Annotated in this window: 14 protein-coding genes; 9 read left to right on the plus strand and 5 right to left on the minus strand. The window is 67.9% G+C overall.

Annotation, left to right across the window (positions count from 1 at the left end; all coding sequences use genetic code 11):
* Nucleotides 1-157 precede the first annotated feature (157 nt).
* Nucleotides 158-1,471 (plus strand): DEAD/DEAH box helicase, encoded by a 1,314-nt coding sequence (locus ASE31_RS08090; protein WP_057201094.1) that lies wholly within the window; start codon nucleotides 158-160, stop codon nucleotides 1,469-1,471.
* Nucleotides 1,472-1,567: 96 nt separating this feature from the next.
* Here the strand turns inward: ASE31_RS08090 and ASE31_RS08095 are convergent, their stop codons facing one another.
* Both ASE31_RS08095 and ASE31_RS08100 read right to left on the minus strand, forming a co-directional pair.
* Nucleotides 1,568-1,921, minus strand: a complete 354-nt coding sequence (locus ASE31_RS08095; RefSeq protein ID WP_057201096.1) for a DUF6172 family protein — start codon at nucleotides 1,919-1,921, stop codon at nucleotides 1,568-1,570.
* Nucleotides 1,922-1,999: 78 nt separating this feature from the next.
* Entirely contained in the window at nucleotides 2,000-3,607 is a 1,608-nt protein-coding gene (locus ASE31_RS08100; protein ID WP_057201161.1) for an argininosuccinate lyase, read from the minus strand.
* 302 nt (nucleotides 3,608-3,909) lie between these two features.
* Between ASE31_RS08100 and ASE31_RS08105 the strand changes: the two genes are divergently transcribed.
* The 5 genes from ASE31_RS08105 (at nucleotide 3,910) to ASE31_RS08125 (ending at nucleotide 8,242) form a co-directional block, all read left to right on the plus strand.
* Nucleotides 3,910-4,863: a LysR substrate-binding domain-containing protein gene (locus tag ASE31_RS08105; RefSeq protein ID WP_057201098.1), complete on the plus strand. Its 954-nt coding sequence runs from the start codon at nucleotides 3,910-3,912 to the stop codon at nucleotides 4,861-4,863.
* Between the two features lie 130 nt (nucleotides 4,864-4,993).
* Nucleotides 4,994-5,587, plus strand: a complete 594-nt coding sequence (locus ASE31_RS08110) for a LemA family protein (protein ID WP_057201099.1) — start codon at nucleotides 4,994-4,996, stop codon at nucleotides 5,585-5,587.
* A gap of 31 nt (nucleotides 5,588-5,618) precedes the next feature.
* Nucleotides 5,619-6,716: a M48 family metalloprotease gene (locus ASE31_RS08115; RefSeq protein ID WP_057201100.1), complete on the plus strand. Its 1,098-nt coding sequence runs from the start codon at nucleotides 5,619-5,621 to the stop codon at nucleotides 6,714-6,716.
* A gap of 221 nt (nucleotides 6,717-6,937) precedes the next feature.
* The gene (locus ASE31_RS08120; protein ID WP_369819443.1) at nucleotides 6,938-7,324 is read left to right on the plus strand and encodes a VOC family protein; all 387 of its coding nucleotides are present in this window, start codon (nucleotides 6,938-6,940) and stop codon (nucleotides 7,322-7,324) included.
* Nucleotides 7,325-7,333: 9 nt separating this feature from the next.
* Entirely contained in the window at nucleotides 7,334-8,242 is a 909-nt protein-coding gene (locus ASE31_RS08125) for an amino acid ABC transporter substrate-binding protein (protein WP_057201103.1), read from the plus strand.
* Here ASE31_RS08125 and ASE31_RS08130 read toward each other — a convergent pair.
* A complete protein-coding gene (locus tag ASE31_RS08130) occupies nucleotides 8,227-9,144 on the minus strand; it encodes a LysR substrate-binding domain-containing protein (RefSeq protein ID WP_057201105.1) in 918 nt (305 codons plus the stop codon). The genes ASE31_RS08125 and ASE31_RS08130 overlap by 16 nt on opposite strands.
* Before the next feature lie 224 nt (nucleotides 9,145-9,368).
* Here ASE31_RS08130 and ASE31_RS08135 point away from each other — a divergent pair, with 224 nt between their 5' ends.
* Nucleotides 9,369-10,655, plus strand: a complete 1,287-nt coding sequence (locus tag ASE31_RS08135) for a sensor domain-containing diguanylate cyclase (protein ID WP_057201106.1) — start codon at nucleotides 9,369-9,371, stop codon at nucleotides 10,653-10,655.
* A gap of 35 nt (nucleotides 10,656-10,690) precedes the next feature.
* Here ASE31_RS08135 and ASE31_RS08140 read toward each other — a convergent pair whose 3' ends face one another.
* Nucleotides 10,691-12,061, minus strand: a complete 1,371-nt coding sequence (locus tag ASE31_RS08140) for a DUF2142 domain-containing protein (protein WP_057201108.1) — start codon at nucleotides 12,059-12,061, stop codon at nucleotides 10,691-10,693.
* A gap of 365 nt (nucleotides 12,062-12,426) precedes the next feature.
* On the opposite strand from ASE31_RS08140, the gene ASE31_RS08145 reads away from it, so the two are divergent.
* Nucleotides 12,427-13,041, plus strand: a complete 615-nt coding sequence (locus ASE31_RS08145; protein ID WP_057201110.1) for a 3'-5' exonuclease — start codon at nucleotides 12,427-12,429, stop codon at nucleotides 13,039-13,041.
* A 44-nt stretch (nucleotides 13,042-13,085) separates the two neighbouring features.
* Here the strand turns inward: ASE31_RS08145 and ASE31_RS08150 are convergent, their stop codons facing one another.
* Complete coding sequence (locus tag ASE31_RS08150) at nucleotides 13,086-15,173, minus strand: NADPH-dependent 2,4-dienoyl-CoA reductase (RefSeq protein WP_057201163.1); 2,088 nt, start codon at nucleotides 15,171-15,173, stop codon at nucleotides 13,086-13,088.
* Nucleotides 15,174-15,264: 91 nt separating this feature from the next.
* On the opposite strand from ASE31_RS08150, the gene ASE31_RS08155 reads away from it, so the two are divergent.
* A complete protein-coding gene (locus tag ASE31_RS08155) occupies nucleotides 15,265-15,885 on the plus strand; it encodes a TetR/AcrR family transcriptional regulator (protein WP_057201112.1) in 621 nt (206 codons plus the stop codon).
* The last annotated feature ends 125 nt before the right edge of the window (nucleotides 15,886-16,010 follow it).

The raw sequence follows: 16,010 nt of genomic DNA on the forward strand, positions 1-16,010 counted from the left end.
GGGCCACGCCCGTTTCAACGGTCGTGCGCTTGCGCCGCATGCATTGAAAGGCGAATGCAGGACAATCAGGGGATTCAGACAGCCCGCACGCGGGCTGCGCCCACCCCATTTATCGTTCTCTTTCGTGGCCGTGCCCCGTGCACAGGCCGCCTTGCCCATGCCCTTTGCTGCCCTCGGTCTCTCCCCTGCCCTCGCCCATGCCGCCCAAGCCGTGGGCTTCACGGCGCCCACGCCCATCCAGACCGAGGCGATCCCTGCCATCCTGAACGGGCAGGACCTGCTGGGCATTGCACAGACCGGCTCGGGCAAGACGGCGGCGTTCGGGCTGCCGCTGCTGCAGGCGGTGCAACTGGGCGCCACCGGCCAGGCGTCACGCCACGCCACCGCCCTGGTGCTGGTGCCCACGCGCGAGCTGGCGGCCCAGGTGGGCGAGGTGCTGCGCGACCTGGCAGGCCATTTGCAGCAGCCGCCCAAGGTGGCGGTGGTGTTCGGCGGCGTGTCCATCAACCCGCAGATGATGGGCCTGCGCGGCGGGGCCGACATCGTCGTGGCCACGCCGGGCCGGCTGCTCGACCTGGTGGAGCACAACGCCATCCAGCTGGGCAAGGTGGCCCACCTGGTGCTGGACGAGGCCGACCGCCTGCTGGACCTGGGCTTTGCCGAGGAGCTGCAGCGCGTGCTGGCCCTGCTGCCGGCCAAGCGACAGAACCTGTTCTTCTCGGCCACCTTCCCGGAGGCAGTGCAGGCCCTGGCCGACGGCCTGCTGCGCCAGCCGCGGCGGGTGGAGATTGCGCCCACGCCAGACCACACCCCCGATATCGCGCAGCGCGCCATCGCCGTGGACGACAAGCGCCGCACGCAACTGCTGCGCCACCTGCTCAAGGAGCACGGCTGGACGCGCGTGCTGGTCTTTGTGGCCACGCAGTACGCGGCCGAGCATGTGGCCGAAAAGCTGTACAAGGCCGGCATCTTCGCCAGCCCCTTCCACGGCGGCCTGAGCCAGGGCGCGCGCAAGCAGGTGCTGCAGGAGTTCAAGGACGAGCGCTGGCAGGTGGTGGTGACCACCGACCTGGCTGCGCGCGGCATCGACATTGCCCAGCTGCCTGCGGTGGTGAACTACGACCTGCCGCGCTCGGCCGACGACTACGTGCACCGCATCGGCCGCACCGGCCGCGCGGGCGAGAGCGGCGTGGCCGTGAGCTTTGTGACGCCCGACGCCGTGGCGCATTTCCGACTGATCGAAAAGCGCCAGGGCCTGGCGCTGCCGCTGGAGGTGATTGCCGGCTTCGAGCCCACCGAGGTGGCCCCGCCCCCCGCCCCGGCAGCCCCTGGGGAGCCCGGCACCGGCGGCATCAAGGGCCGCCGCCCGAGCAAGAAGGACAAGCTGCGCGCCGCAGCGGCAGAAGCCGAGGCCGAGGCGGCTGCCGAAGCCGCACGCCCTGTGGGCAAAAAGCCCCCCAAGCCGGAATAAGGGCAGACCCGGCCGGTCAACAAAAAACCGGCGTGCCCCGTGAAAGGCAAGCCGGTGGGTCGGTGGGTCGGGCACAAGCCCGAATCCGCCAGATTGTCAGTCTTCGCTGTCGTCGTCTTCGGCACCCATGCCGTCGTTGGCAGCGTCCTCGTCACGCGAACCTGCAGGCCGCGCCGTGCGCTTGCCGGGCTTGGCCAGGATCTCGACGTAGAACTGCTTGCCGCCCTCGGCCACCACGCCGTTGATCAGGCCGGTGAGGGCCGACAGGTGCACCACCGTGGCGGCTTCCTTGGTGGCGCCGAACTGGCAATCGAAGTCCCAGAAGTCCGCGCCTTCGGGGATGTCACGGCGGCGTTCGCGCTTGATGTACTTGCGGATATCGTGCTTGACGGACTCCAGAACCCGGTCCGGATTCTTGCCTTCGACATGTAGTTGGAAAATTTTTCTCATGGGCGATGGTACCGCTTGCGGACCCAGGGCCGTACCAAGGGGTCATGAACCGGGGCTTGCAGGCCCCGGAAAACACGCTCAGGGCCTGCGCGCAATCTCCAGGAAGGCGCGGTTCAGTTTGGCATCCGCCTCGGTCAGCCTGGTGCGGCGGCCGGCCAGCCAGGCGTCGTCTTTGGCCAGGGACTCGCGGGCGCTGGCGAGCATGCGGCGCACCTCGGCTGGCTGGGGTCCGCCCACGCCGACGCGGGTTTTGACCATGTTCTCGGGCGAGAGCGTCTTGCGGAAGCTGGCCTCGTCCAGCGGCAGGCGCAGGTCGGTCAGGCTGTATTTCTTGCCGGCCTCGGCATAGATGCGCACGGCCTCCTGGTAGGGGAACTCGCTGGGGCGCAGGTTCTTGCTGCGCGCGTAGACCACCACCTCGGAGGCAAAGTGGTGCCCCACGCGAAACGGCACGCGGCTGGTGCGCTGCAGGGTTTCGGCCAGCTCCATGGAGGTGGTCCATTCCGACTCCAGTTCCTCGAGCGAGCGCACGGGGTCCACCTGCAGCGCATCAAGCACTTCCTTGAACTGCTGGACCATCTCCACGCCCAGCACAAAGGTCCGGGCGCCGCCCTGCGCGCTCCAGGCGTTCTTGTAGTCGATCATGCCGGGCGTGACGTTGTGGGCGCGCAGCGTGACAGCCTGGGCCGAGGCCACCACGTCCGATGCCTTCAGGCGCGTGTTCTGGATGATGCCGGGGTTGGCCTTTTGCGGCATGGCGCTGCTGGTGTAGGTCTTGCCGGCAGACAGCAGCAGCCAGGGGCGCGTCTGGTGGTACTGCACGTGCACGTCCTGCATGAAGGCACCCACGCGGATGGCGGTGGAGCTGGCGATGCCGACGGCCTCGATGGGGATGTCGTAGGTGCTGACCTGCCCGGCGTCCAGCGAGTTGACGATGAGCCCGTCGAACCCGAGCAGGTCGGCCAGCCGCTCGCGCTTGAGCGGCCAGCTGGAGTTGGCCAGCACAGCAGTACCCAGCGCGCTGCGGTTGATGCGGGCATAGGCCTCGCGGATGCGCGTGGCGTCGCGCTCGAACGAGTCGGCAAACGCCAGCAGGTAGTGCGCGTAGCTCACGGGCATGGCCTGCACGCCGTTGGTGTAGGCGGGCACCAGCGTGTCCACGTTCTGGGCGGCCAGCTCCAGCAGGCGGGCGCGGGCGCTGCTCAGGGCGGTGGCAAAGTCCAGCACCTCGGTGCGCAGCTGGGCAGCGTTCAGGGTGGAGTGGATGTCCTGGCGGCTGCGGCCCGAATGGATCAGCGTGGCGTCGGGGCCGGCGGCGTCGGTGATGATCTTTTCGACCTGCAGCACGTCGGTGGGCCGGCGGCCGCCGGGCTGCGTGGCCTGGTCGATGGAATGGGCCACGCCCCGTGCGATGGGGCCCGCCAGCGGGGCGGGGATGATGCCTTCTTCCACGTTCATCACGGTCGATGCCATGTTGATGCGGCCAAACCAGTAGAAGACATCCTGCGCCTTGGCCTGCGCGCTGGTGGCATCGCCGCTGAAGGTGCCCTGGATCTTGGCAACCTGGGCGCGGCATTCTTCGGTGGTGCGGCAGGCGGTGTCGAGCGTGTCCGCTGCGTGCGCAGCAGCGGTGGCGGCCAGCAAGGCGGCAACGCACAAGGCGATTTTGGTTTTATGGCGGTTCATGGGCATCTCAAAGAGGAAAAAGAGAAAAAGGCATGCGGCGTCCCCTGGTTGTCTCCAGGCGCTGGTGCAGGGGACTGGGCGCGGGTATGCGGGCCGGCAGGCGTGCGTACAGGCGCGTACAAACAGGTGCGTTGGGTGGGTGTGGTGTCTCAGTCAGATTCTTGTTCTGTAAGGCTCTTGCCCCCAGCATCCAAAAATTGAATGGATTGCTGGAGCGGCTCAGCGACCATTCTGGCGATGCAGACCTCTCCGTCAAATTCAAAGGCGCTCTAAGATATTCAAACAATGAATACAAAGCTGCCATGACACCCACCACCCCAGACCTGTTGTTCGCACGGCTGCTGGGCCGTGCGCGCCTGAAGCACCTGCAACTGGCCGTGCACATTGCCGAGTTGCAAAGCCTGCAGAAGGCCGCCTCGGCCATAGGCCTGAGCCAGCCTGCGGCCACGCACGCGCTGGCCGAGTTCGAGGCCCTGCTGGGCACCCCGCTGTTCGAGCGGCACGCGCGGGGCATGCGGCCCTCGCCCGCCGGGCTGGCCCTGTTGCCCCTGGTGCGCAATGCGCTCAAGCTGCTGCACGCCTGCGCGGAAACGGCAGCCTCCATGCAGCATGGCGCCACCGGTCTGGTGCGCATCGGCGCCATCCACGCAGCCGTGGCGGGGTGGCTGACGCAGGCACTGCCGGTGTTCAGCCGCACCCACCCGGACGTGGCGGTGGAGGTGCATGAGGTGCCGGCCGACCAGTTGCTGCAGATGATCGAGGCCAACCGGGTGGACATCGTGCTGTGCCGCGAGCCCCAGCCCTTGCCCGAAGGCCACCTGTTCACCCCCGTGCGGGCCGACCACTACGTGGTGCTGTGCCGCAACGGCCACCCGCTGGCAGGGCAAGCCCATGTGTCCGACGACGACCTGCGCGCACACACCTGGCTGGTGCCGCCGCTCACCGGGATTGCGCCGGCGGAGTTCAACGCGCTGTGCGTGCGCCTGGGCGGTGCGCCGCGCACCTGCCAGGTCTCCAGCCGCTCGGCCCTGCTCACGCAGGCCATGCTGGACAGCGGCGACCTGCTGGCGCTCAGCCCCCACCACTTTGCCCGCCCGCTGCTCGAAGCACGTCTGCTGACCCACCTGGCCGTGCCGCACATGGCCATGCCGCCACTGGGCATGCTGCGCCGTGCAGCAGCGGCCGCCGATGCCCCGTCAGCCGTGGCCCGGCTGGCCGAGAGCCTGCTGGCCTGGCACGACATTGCGGCCCGATGACCCGCCTCTGACCAGCGGCCACAGTGGCCCTGCGATCCAAATCCCCACCAAGTTTCAGCTTTCCCCCTCCCCGGAAAAACCGTTCTGTACTATTGACCTCAATCAAAATTTACAACAGAGGAGGTGGACTATGTCGACAGCAGGATGGATTTTCTCCGGCGTGGTGGTGGTGTTGCTGGTATGGGCCGTGGTGGTCTACAACCGCCTGGTGCAGCTGCGCAACCGCATTGCCAATGCCTTTGCCCAGATCGACGTGCAGCTCAAGCGGCGCTACGACCTGATCCCCAACCTGATCGAGGTGGCGCGCGGCTACATGGCGCATGAGGCGTCCACGCTCGAAGCCGTGATCAAGGCGCGCGGCAATGCGCAGACCGCCGCTACCGCAGCCCGTGCAGCGCCGGCCAGCGCCAGCGCGCTGGGCGCCCTGGCCACGGCGGAGGGCGTGCTCGGCGGCAGCCTGGGCCGGCTGATGGCGCTGGCCGAGGCGTATCCCGACCTCAAGGCCGATGCCTCCATGAAGTCGCTGAGCGAGGAGCTCACCAGCACCGAGAACCGCCTGGGCTTTGCACGCCAGGCCTACAACGACCAGGTGCTGGAGTTCAACGACAAGGCCCAGCAGTTTCCTGACCTGATCGTGGCGCGGCTCTTGGGCTTCGTCAGCTCGCCGATGCTCGAATCCACGCAAAGCGCAGAAGAACGCACCGCACCCAAAGTGCAATTCTGAGCAGTCCGCGTAGCCGCGAGGGACTGACTCGATGAAATTCTGGAACCATCAAGAAAACGCGCGCAGCGAAACGCGCCGCCTGCTGCTGGGCTTTGCCATTGCCGTGGCGCTGCTGGTGGCTGCCGTGCACGGGGCGCTCGTGGTGGCCTGGCTGCTGATGGCGGCCGTGCTGCCCGGCAACCTGCCCTACCCCGCCGGCTTTCTGGCCGTCAACGTGGGCGTGTCGCTCATGCTGGTGCTGGGCGGCTGGTGGGTGGAAACGTCGAACCTGCGCGCAGGCGGCGTGAAGCTGGCCACGCGCGCCGGTGCGCGCGAGCTGCGGCCCTCGATCTCGCATGCCGAGCAGCGCCTGGCCAACATCGTCGACGAGCTGTGCATTGCCGCCAACATGCGCCGCCCGCAGGTGATGGTGGTGCCGCGCGTTGATGCCATCAACGCCTTTGCCGCCGGCTGGGACGACAAGGATGCGGTGGTGGCCGTGACGCAGGGCGCGCTCGACTACCTCAACCGCGAGGAGATGCAGGGCCTGGTCGCCCATGAGCTGAGCCACCTGCACGAGGGCGACACACGCCTGAAGATGCAGCTTGCCGGAATGGTCTACGGGCTGGAGCTGGTCTACAACTTTGGCGACACGCTGCGCGAGCGGCGCGGCCTGGCCTGGTGGTTCGGCTCGGCCATCATGCTGGCGGGCTTTGCTGGCTGGCTCACGGGGCGCATGCTCAAGGCCGCCGTCTCGCGCCAGCGCGAGTACCTGGCCGACGCCCGCGCCGTGCAGTGGACGCGCAGCAAGGACGGCCTGGGCGGCGTGCTGCGCAAGGTGATGGGCCAGCGCCGCGACACACCGGCGGGCTATGCCCAGGACCACCGCCACACGGGCCTGGCCCTGCCCTCGGTGCAGCACATGCTGCTGGTGGACGTGGAGGGCGGCGGCCGGCTGGAGCGCCGGCTCGACACCCACCCCACGCTCGAAGACCGCGTGCGGCGCGTGTACGGGCGGCCCATGCAGCCCCTGGCCGCCTCCCCCGTGACTGTGGAGCCCGAGTCTGCGCGGCGCGGCAGCGCAGCCAGCGTGGTGCCGGGCACGCCCACCATTGCATCCCTGGTCGACCCGTTCGCACGGTTCACCTGAAGTGACTGGCAGGGCGCGCGCTGTGTCTCGACATGGTGGCCCGCCTGCACTCATCGATGATTTCGATACTCAGCACGCAGAACTATCGTTTTTCATGGAGGAAGAGTTTGCCTAAAGTTTGACGGTCATCAACCCGCAAGCAGACATTCCCCATGACCTCCACGATCCTCTCCACCACATCCCACCTCACCTCCCCCATCCCCTTTCACCTCGCGTTCCCGGTGCGCGACATTGCCGAGGCCCGCGCCTTCTATGGCGAGCTGCTGGGGTGCCCCGAGGGGCGCAGCGCCGACGCCTGGGTGGACTTCAACTTCTTCGGCCACCAGATCGTGGCCCACCTGGCGCCCGAAGAATGCGGGCATGGCAGCCACAGTGCGGTGGATGGCCACGCCGTGCCGGTGCGCCACTTTGGCGCCGTGGTGCCCATGGACCTGTGGCAGGCCATGGCGGACAAGCTCACGGCGCGCGGCACGGCCTTCGTCATCGAGCCCTACATCCGGTTCAAGGGCGAGCCGGGCGAGCAGGCCACCATGTTCTTCCTGGACCCCTCGGGCAACGCGGTGGAGATGAAGTCGTTCGCGGACCTCGGCTCGCTGTTCGCCAAATAAGGGGCTGCCATGCAACTCCCACGCATTCACGTGCTGGCGTGCGCCGCCGCACTGTCGCTCACCCTGGGCAGCGCCTGGGCTCAGGTCGATACCCTCAAGGCAATCAGGGACAGCGGCAAACTTGTCATGGGCGTGCGCGATGCCTCGGGCGCCATGTCGTTCACCCTCGGGCCCGGCCAGTACACGGGCTTCCATGTGGAGGTCTGCAATCGCATCGTGCCCGACATCAAGGCCGCAGCCCGTCTGGACAAGCTGGAGGTGGTGTACCAGTTGGTGACCCCGCAGAACAGGATTTCGCTGGTGCGCAATGGCACCGTGCACCTGGAGTGCGGCACCACCACCAACAATGCCGCGCGCCAGCAGGAGGTGGCGTTTGCCCCCACGCTGTTCGTCGAAGGCGTGCGCATCGCCGTGAAGGCATCGTCCCCGGTGGCAGGCGTTGCCCAGTTGAGCGGCAAGACCGTGGCGGCCACGGCCGGCAGTACCGCCGTGCAGGCCGTGCGCAAGATGGGGCGCGAGGCCTCCGGCCAGATGACGGAGGTGCTGGGCAAGGACAACAGCGAGGGCTTTCTGCTGCTGGAGACGGGGCGTGCCGACGCCTTCGTGGCGGACGGCCAGATTCTGGCCACCCTGATCTCGCGCAGCAGGGAGCCCGCGCAGTACAAAATCCTGGAGCCGGTGCTCAGCGTGGAGCCCCTGGCCATCATGATCCCCAAGGACCCCGCCTTCAAGGCAGTGGTGGACCAGAGCGTGGCAGCGCTCGCCAAAAGCGGCGAGGTCGCGCGCCTTTACGACAAGTGGTTCATGCAGCCGATACCGCCCCAGGGCATCAGGGTGGGGCTGCCCGCCAATGCCCAGACCCGGGCCGCCTGGGCCAACCCCAGCGACAAGCCCATGGAAGACTACGGGCCGCGCTGACGCGAAGAAGAAGCCACAGCAGGCGCTGGCGCCGCCACCTCGGCGGCCCGCCTCAGGCATTGCGCGAAGAGCGCCACGGCGGGCGGGCTGGCGCGCGGCCTGCGCTGCAGCAGACCGATCTCGCGGTAAAAGGTGTTCTCGCCCAGGGTCAGCACGCGCACGCCGGGCGGCAGCGGCAGGTGCGCCTGCACCAGCGGCACCAGCGCCACGCCCACGCCCAGCGCCACCAGGTGGATGAGCGCGGGTATCTCGTCCGCCTCCACCGCATCGCGCACGGCCAGGCCTTCGCGGCGCACAAAGCGCTCCACCATGCGCCCGCCGAACGACGTGCGCTCGTAGCGCAGAAACGGGTGCTCCTGCACCAGGGCGCGCCAGTCGCGGCCCTTCAGGCCGGCCGGCACCAGCAGTACGAAGGCCTCGTGCGCCAGCGGCTGCCAAGCCAGCTCGGGCAGCATGCCGAAGGGCGGGCGGATGATGACGGCCGCATCGATCTTGCCCGCGTCGAGTTCGTCCATCAGGCCCATGGACACGCCCGGCGTGACGTGCACGCGCAGCTGCGGATGGGCCTGGCGCAGAATCGCCAGCGCCCGCGCCACCAGGGTCGGCTGCGCCGAGGCGATGGAACCGATGCGCAGCAGGCCTGCCGTTGAGGCCTCGCTGGGCAGGTCGGCCAGCCGGGCGTAGAGCGCCTGGATCTCTTCAGCGCGCGCCAGCGTGGCCTGGCCTGCCGCGTTGAGCGTGGCCGAGCGCCCCGTGCGGTCGAACAGTGCAAAGCCCAGCGACTCCTCCAGCCGCTTGATCTGGCTGCTGACGGCAGACTGCGTGAGGCCGATGCGTTCGCCCGCAGCGGCAAACGTGCCATGGCGGCAGACGGCGATGAAGGTCTTGAGTTCGCTGAGCACGGCGGGGCATCATTCCGAAAATCGATACATGGCCTGCAGCATATATCGCGGCCATCCATGCCAGGAGCTTGCGCGGGCGATCGCCAAGGCAATGCCCCTGTGGACCACACCGATGGTGGACACGCCTCAGGGCAACATCTCCCAACCGTCCCCCTGTGTAAAACACTTGGTGGCGTTTTGCGCGCGCGGTGCCACAATGGTGCACTACGTATTGTTACAAACGCATGCACCACGATCAGGAACTGTTGCAACTGCTGCCTGCAGCGGCGCTGGTGGTGACGCCCGCCGGCGCCATCTTGCGTGCCAATGCGGCCGGCGTGGCCCTGCTGGAGGCCGACAGCGAGCAGGCCCTGCTGGGCCGGATCCTCGGCCATTTCGTGCACCCCATGGACAAGGCGCGCTCCAGCCAGCGCATCGAGCGCGTGAAGGAGCCCGACCACGTGGGGCGGCCCAACAAGTCCTCCGAGTTCCGCGTGCGCACCGACAAGGGCCAGCTGCGCATGGTGCTGGTGGCCAGCGTGGCGATTGAATGGCAGGGCGCGCCGGCTGTGTTGATGTGCGGCATGGACATGACGCACCAAATCGAAATCCAGGACCAACTGCGCGAGAGCGAGCACAACTTCCGCCGCCTGTTCGACAACATGCAGGACGTGTACTACCGCACCGACGCGCAGGGCGTGGTGCAGCATGTGGGGCCTGGGGTGCGCCGGGTGCTGGGCTACGAGCCGCACGAGATCGAGGGCCGCACCGCCGAGTCGTATTACCCGCAGAGCAAGGACCGCGATGCCTTCAAGGTGGCCATCCAGGAAAAGGGCGAGGTGGCCGACTTTCCGGGGCAGATGGTGCGGCGCGATGGCGCGGTGATCGACATCTCCATCAGCAGCCACGCGCTGTACGACCACCTGGGCCAGTTTGCCGGGGTGGAGGGTATCTACCGCGACGTGACGCAGCGCAAGAACCTGGAGCGCGAGCTGCACCGACTGGCCACCACCGACATGCTGACCGGCATGGCCAACCGCCGCTCCTTTCTGGAAACCGCCGAGGCGGCCTTCCACGCCGCACGCGAGCATGGCACGCCGCTCACGCTGCTGATGCTGGACGTGGACCATTTCAAGTCCATCAACGACCGCTTCGGCCACCTCGAAGGCGACCGCGCCCTGGTGGCCTTTTCACGCGCGGTGATGGAAGGGCTCAGACCCGGCGACACGGTGGGCCGCCTGGGCGGCGAGGAGTTCGGCGTGCTGCTGCAGGGCACCACCCTGCCCCAGGGCCACGAGGTGGCCATGCGGCTGCTCGGCTGCGTGCGCACGCTGGAGCTGGCGGGTGCAGATGCGGCGGGCAGCCACCGCTACCGCATCACCGCCAGCATGGGCCTGGGCACGCTCCGGGGCAGCGACCGCAGCCTGCGCGACCTGCTGGACCGGGCCGACCAGGCCCTGTACCAGGCCAAGCGCGAGGGCCGCGACCGGATTGCCCTGGCCGATGCCGACCTGGACGGTCAGGGCTACTGACCTGGCCGGCACACTCCGCGAGGCGGATGCCGTGATCAGAAATCGAACACTGCCAGCCCCATGCCGTAGCGCCCTTGCAGCGTCGTGGCCATGGCACCCAGGCAGAACATGGCATACAGCAGAACAAACACCCGGTGGCTGGCTGGCCTGGGCGTGTGCGCCGGTGCCAGCCGCACGGGCCCCAGGGCCGCCGCCAGCAGCATGGAGGGGATGATGAAGTAGCGCCCCTGCAAGCCTTCGATGACGCGCACGGGGTAGTCGTTCCAGGTCACGGCGAGCGCAAAGAAGGCCAGCAGCGCGCTGCCCACCGCCGCAACCAGCAGCGTGGCGCGGATGCCAAGATCGGCCTTCTGGTAGCTTGTCGCCGCGACGGTCAGGCCGGCCGCCAGCAACAGGCCGCAGCCTATGGTGACCAGGGCCAGGTCCGCAATCGGCGCATCGGCCCAACCCAGGTTGCCCACGAAGGATGAAGCGATCAGGTGGCCCTGGAACGGGTCGGCGATGGTTCGCCCCACCAGGCGCAGGAAATCAAGCGGGTCGCGCAGGTATGTGCCGATGATCTGCCCCGTGGAAAGCGCGCGCACCACGCGGTGGTCCTGGGTGTGGACCAAGCCGTACAGAGTCCACCCGCTACTGGCCGCGAACAGTGTGGCCGTGGCCGCGACGCGCTGCCACGACCAGTGCCTGAGCAGCAGCACCAGCGGCAGCAACACCATGGGAATGAGGTTGGTGCGCGACGTTACCAGCAGAAAGATGGAAAAGTAAAACGCGAACGCCTGCCAGCGCGTGGCCCGGCCCTCCTGCCACTGCAGCAGAAACAGCGACAGCACCAGCAATGCCAGCGCAAAGCACAGCCCGTCGATGGTGGGCGAGATGATCTGGAACAGCGCCATGGGCATCAGCAGCAGGGCCTGCAACAGCACGGAGGGCGGCCCTGTCTGCCAGGCCCAGAAGACCACGCCCAACACCAGCAGCGTGACAAGCATGCGGGTGAGCTGGTAACTGTGGCCCAGGGACAGGTCGAGCGCACGCGAGAGCTTGAGGCCCAGCGCATGCGGCAGGTAGATGAAAGGGGCGTAGTACCCGGTGGCCGACGCATCGACAAAGACCTCATCGTCCAGCCAGTCGAACCGTTTGGCCTCGCTCGTGAGCCACGCGGGCGAAAGGCTCCTGTCGCGGTGCGGCCCCACGATCTTCTGCATCCACTGCGAGAACAGGAAGAAATGGATGTCCACCCAACCACCGGTCTTGCCGCGCACGTCGGGCTCCAGGCCCTTGAGCAAAGGCTGGCCATGGGCCACCATGTCGGCGCGCAGCAGGTGCACGATCTCATCGGGCGACTGGAAGGCCGGAATCAATTGCATCATGCCGCAGGCAATCGCAAAAGCCAGTGCCAACCAGGCCATTCGCATCTGCCGCAGACCAGCAAGGCCCCGCCCCCGCCAGAGGGATGTCAAACGAGGCCAGCCAGAAAGGTCAGGGCGCAAAAACAATGCAGACAGTCTTCAAGGAAACAATAGACAGCGACCATCCCAGCTGGCAAAACGATCTTATCCACCGGAGTTTTGACTGAGACGGCCACAAACGCGCAATTGCGTGTCAGGCGTGACCTACGTCACCAAAGAGGGAGGTTTCTGAAGGGTGCAGGGACGCGAAGCCTGAACGCCCCCCGCTCCCGGGTGCTGCGGGATCATGGCAGTCCAAGCCGGCCCTCGCAACATCGCTTGCATTTTGAATCAGTTGCCTCCCAATCCCCCACAATAGCTACCCCATGAGCCCCCCACACACCCAACGCGCCACGCCCGGCAAGGAAGAGATCGCACTGCTGCCCCCCTTCGAGCGCCTGGGGCCCGATCGCATCACCCTGGTGGCCACCGCCGCCCAGGCCGAAAAGGCCTGCGATGAGCTGGCGGCCAGCACGGTGTGGGGCTTCGACACCGAATCCAAGCCCACCTTCGTGCAGGGCGAGGCGTCCGACGGGCCGCACGTGGTGCAGCTGTCCACCCTCGACAAGGCCTGGGTGTTCCAGCTGCACGACCAGGGCTGCCGCGCTCTGGTGGCGCAACTGCTGGCCCGGCCCGGCACCACCAAGGCCGGCTTTGGCCTGGGCGACGACAAGAAACGCATCGAGGCCAAGCTGGGTGTGGTGCCCGCGGACGTGCTTGAACTCAACCATGTGTTCCGCCAGCAGGGCTACCGCAAGGACATGGGCGTGAAGGGCGCGGTGGCGGTGCTGTTCAACCAGCGCTTCATGAAGTCCAAGAAGGCCGCCACCTCCAACTGGGCCAACGCCCACCTCACCGAATCGCAGCTGGTGTATGCCGCCAACGATGCCTATGCGGCGGCGCGCGTGTACCACGCGCTGGGGCTGCCGGCCGGGGCCTGAGGCAATCGGACCAACGAAGTTAGACGGTTGAAGGCAAATCGGTATCAGAGCAATGCTGCCAGCCGTGCCGCCTGGTCGATAGCCCGCTTGGCGTCGAGTTCGCCCGCCTCCAGCGCGCCTCCCACCACATGCGGCTTCTTGCCCAGGCCCAGCAACTCGTCGGCCAGCGTGCGCAGCGGCAACTGACCGGCGCACAGCACCACGGTGTCGCACGGGATCCAGGTCGGGTCTTCGCGCTGCTCGCCGTACGAGACGAGCAGGCCCTCGTCGGCAATGCGCTCGTAGTTCACGCCGCCCACCATCTGCACCTGCTTCATCTTCAGCGTGGTGCGGTGGATCCAGCCCGTGGTCTTGCCCAGGCCCTCGCCGAGCTTGCCCTTCTTGCGCTGCAGCAGCGTGACCTGGCGGGCCGGCGGTGTGACCTGCGGGCCCTTGGGCGCCAGGCCGCCGCGCGCCTCGGCCGGGTCGGTGATGCCCCATTCGGCCTGCCAGGCGGGCAGGTCGAGCGTGGTCGAATGGCCATGGCCGTGCACCAGGAACTCGGCCACGTCGAAGCCGATGCCCCCGGCACCGATGACGGCCACGCGCTCGCCCACGGGCTTGCCGTGGCGCAGCACGTCGATGTAGCTCAGCACCTTGGGGTGCTCCTGCCCGGGGATCTTCGGGTCGCGCGGGCTCACGCCCGTGGCCACCACCACCTCGTCGTAGCCCGCAAGGTCTGCGGCCTGCACGCGGGTGGAAAGGTGCAGCACCACGCCCGTGTCCTGCACGCGCGTGGCCAGGTAGCGCAGCATCTCGTGGAACTCTTCCTTGCCCGGCACCTGCTTGGCAATGTTGAGCTGGCCACCGATGGCCTCGGCCGCGTCGAACAGGTGCACTTCGTGCCCGCGCTCGGCGGCCACGGTGGCAGCCGTCAGGCCCGCCGGCCCGGCGCCCACCACGGCGATGCGCTTGGGCTTTTGCTGCGGCGCAAGCGGCGTGTAGACCAGCAGCGTCTCGTGGCAGGCGCGCGGGTTCACCAGGCAACTGCTGGTCTTGTTCTTGAACACATGGTCCAGGCAAGCCTGGTTGCAGGCGATGCAGGTGTTGATGCGGTCGGCCCGGCCTGCGATGGCCTTGTTCACGAAGGCCGCATCGGCCAGCAGGGGCCGGGCCATGGAGACCATGTCGGCGCAACCTTCGGCCAGCACCTGCTCGGCCACCTCGGGCGTGTTGATGCGGTTGGAGGTGATGAGCTGCGTGGCAATGCCGGCTGCTGCGAACTCGGCCTTCATCTTCTGCGTGACCCAGGCGAAGGCCGCGCGCGGCACGCTGGTGGCAATGGTCGGTATGCGCGCCTCGTGCCAGCCGATGCCGGTGTTGACCAGGCTGGCGCCGCCCGTGGCCACGGCCTTGCCAAGGGTGACGATCTCGTCCCAGGCGCTGCCGCCGGGCACCAGGTCGATCATGGACAGGCGGTAGATGATGATGAAGTCCGGCCCCACGGCCTCGCGCATGCGCGCCAAAATTTCCACCGGCAGGCGCATGCGCTGGCTGTAGTCGCCGCCCCAGGCGTCGGTGCGCCGGTTGGTGGTGGCCGAGAGGAACTGGTTGATCAAATAGCCCTCGGAGCCCATCACCTCCACCCCGTCATACCCGGCCTCGCGGGCGCGCTGGGCGCAGTTGACGAAGGCGCGGATTTGCCGCTCCACCCCGCTGGCCGACAGCGCGAACGGCGTGAACGGCGAGATCGGCGACTGCAGCCGCGAGGGCGCCACCGCCAGCGGGTGGTAGGCATAGCGGCCCGTGTGCAGGATCTGCAGCGCGATCTTGCCGCCCGCCCCGTGCACGGCCTCGGTCACCACCTTGTGGCGGCGCGCGGCACCCGCAGTGGACAGCGTGCCCGCAAACGGCTTGGTCCAGCCCGCGATGTTGGGCGCAAAGCCCCCCGTCACGATCAACCCCACCCCGCCCTCGGCCCGCTCGCGGAAGTAGGCCGCCATGCGCGTGAGGTCGCGCGCGTCTTCAAGCCCGGTGTGCATGGAGCCCATGAGCACGCGGTTCTTGATCTGCGTGAACCCGAGGTCCAGCGGGGCGAGCAGGTGGGGGTACAGGGCGTGGCCGGGCGGCAGCTCGCTGGCGATGGATTGCATGGTGGGGCGCAGAAAGGGTGGGATGGCGTCCAGAACGCCGGACACAACATCTAGAATTATTTTCTAGAACTTTATTCTAGAATGCACTTCCATGGCAAGCCGTACCAACCCCCTCCCCACCGCCGAGCCCACCGACCGCCGCCAGGAGATCCTGAACGCCGCGCTCGCCTGCGCCGCGCAGGCGGGGGTGGAGGCGGTCTCCATCGATGGCGTGCGCGCGCGCTGCGGCGCCAGCGTGGGCAGCATTTATCACCACTTCGGCAGCAGGGAGGGCATCGTCGCGGCGCTGTTCTTCGACATCTTCGCGGCCCAGTCGCGCAGCGTGCAGGCCCAGCTCGATGCCGCCGTGGGCGTGGAGGCGGGCGTGCAGGCCCTGGTCACCGGGTATCTGGATTGGGTGGTGGCCCAGCCCGTGCAGGCGCGCTTTCTGTTCCAGGCGCGCGGCTCGGTCGCTGCCGGTCCGCGCAGCGCCGAACTGGCTGGTGCCGCGCGCGGCCGCAACCAGGCCCTGGTGGCATGGTTCGAGCCGCATCGGCAAGGCGGAGCATTGCGCGACCTGCCGTGCGAGCTGATGCCATCGCTGGTGATGGGGCCGGTGCAGAGCTATTGCCGGGCGTGGCTGTCGGATCGTGCGGGCCAGGGGGGTCTGCCCTCGCCGGAGGTGTATCGCAGTGAGTTGGCGGCTGCGGCTTGGAGGGCGGTGCGGGCGTGACGGGCGTGATGGGTGCGGGCCCCAGTGCTGTTCTGTTTCTGTGGTTGCTGCATGCTTTTGCCGAGGGCGGAGGCCGGGGTGTGCGCCCGGCGGCGCACCCACCTTCTTTTGCGTCGCCAAAAGAA

Origin of the sequence: Acidovorax sp. Root217, from assembly GCF_001428645.1 — a bacterium.
Classification (GTDB): Bacteria; Pseudomonadota; Gammaproteobacteria; order Burkholderiales; family Burkholderiaceae_C; genus Acidovorax.

Coding starts and splice junctions, on each gene's coding strand:
- ASE31_RS08090 (WP_057201094.1), top strand. CDS start 158: ATGCCCTTTGCTGCCCTCGGTCTCTCCCCTGCCCTCGCCCATGCCGCC.
- ASE31_RS08095 (WP_057201096.1), bottom strand. CDS start 1,921: ATGAGAAAAATTTTCCAACTACATGTCGAAGGCAAGAATCCGGACCGG.
- ASE31_RS08100 (WP_057201161.1), bottom strand. CDS start 3,607: ATGAACCGCCATAAAACCAAAATCGCCTTGTGCGTTGCCGCCTTGCTG.
- ASE31_RS08105 (WP_057201098.1), top strand. CDS start 3,910: ATGACACCCACCACCCCAGACCTGTTGTTCGCACGGCTGCTGGGCCGT.
- ASE31_RS08110 (WP_057201099.1), top strand. CDS start 4,994: ATGTCGACAGCAGGATGGATTTTCTCCGGCGTGGTGGTGGTGTTGCTG.
- ASE31_RS08115 (WP_057201100.1), top strand. CDS start 5,619: ATGAAATTCTGGAACCATCAAGAAAACGCGCGCAGCGAAACGCGCCGC.
- ASE31_RS08125 (WP_057201103.1), top strand. CDS start 7,334: ATGCAACTCCCACGCATTCACGTGCTGGCGTGCGCCGCCGCACTGTCG.
- ASE31_RS08135 (WP_057201106.1), top strand. CDS start 9,369: ATGCACCACGATCAGGAACTGTTGCAACTGCTGCCTGCAGCGGCGCTG.
- ASE31_RS08140 (WP_057201108.1), bottom strand. CDS start 12,061: ATGGCCTGGTTGGCACTGGCTTTTGCGATTGCCTGCGGCATGATGCAA.
- ASE31_RS08145 (WP_057201110.1), top strand. CDS start 12,427: ATGAGCCCCCCACACACCCAACGCGCCACGCCCGGCAAGGAAGAGATC.
- ASE31_RS08150 (WP_057201163.1), bottom strand. CDS start 15,173: ATGCAATCCATCGCCAGCGAGCTGCCGCCCGGCCACGCCCTGTACCCC.
- ASE31_RS08155 (WP_057201112.1), top strand. CDS start 15,265: ATGGCAAGCCGTACCAACCCCCTCCCCACCGCCGAGCCCACCGACCGC.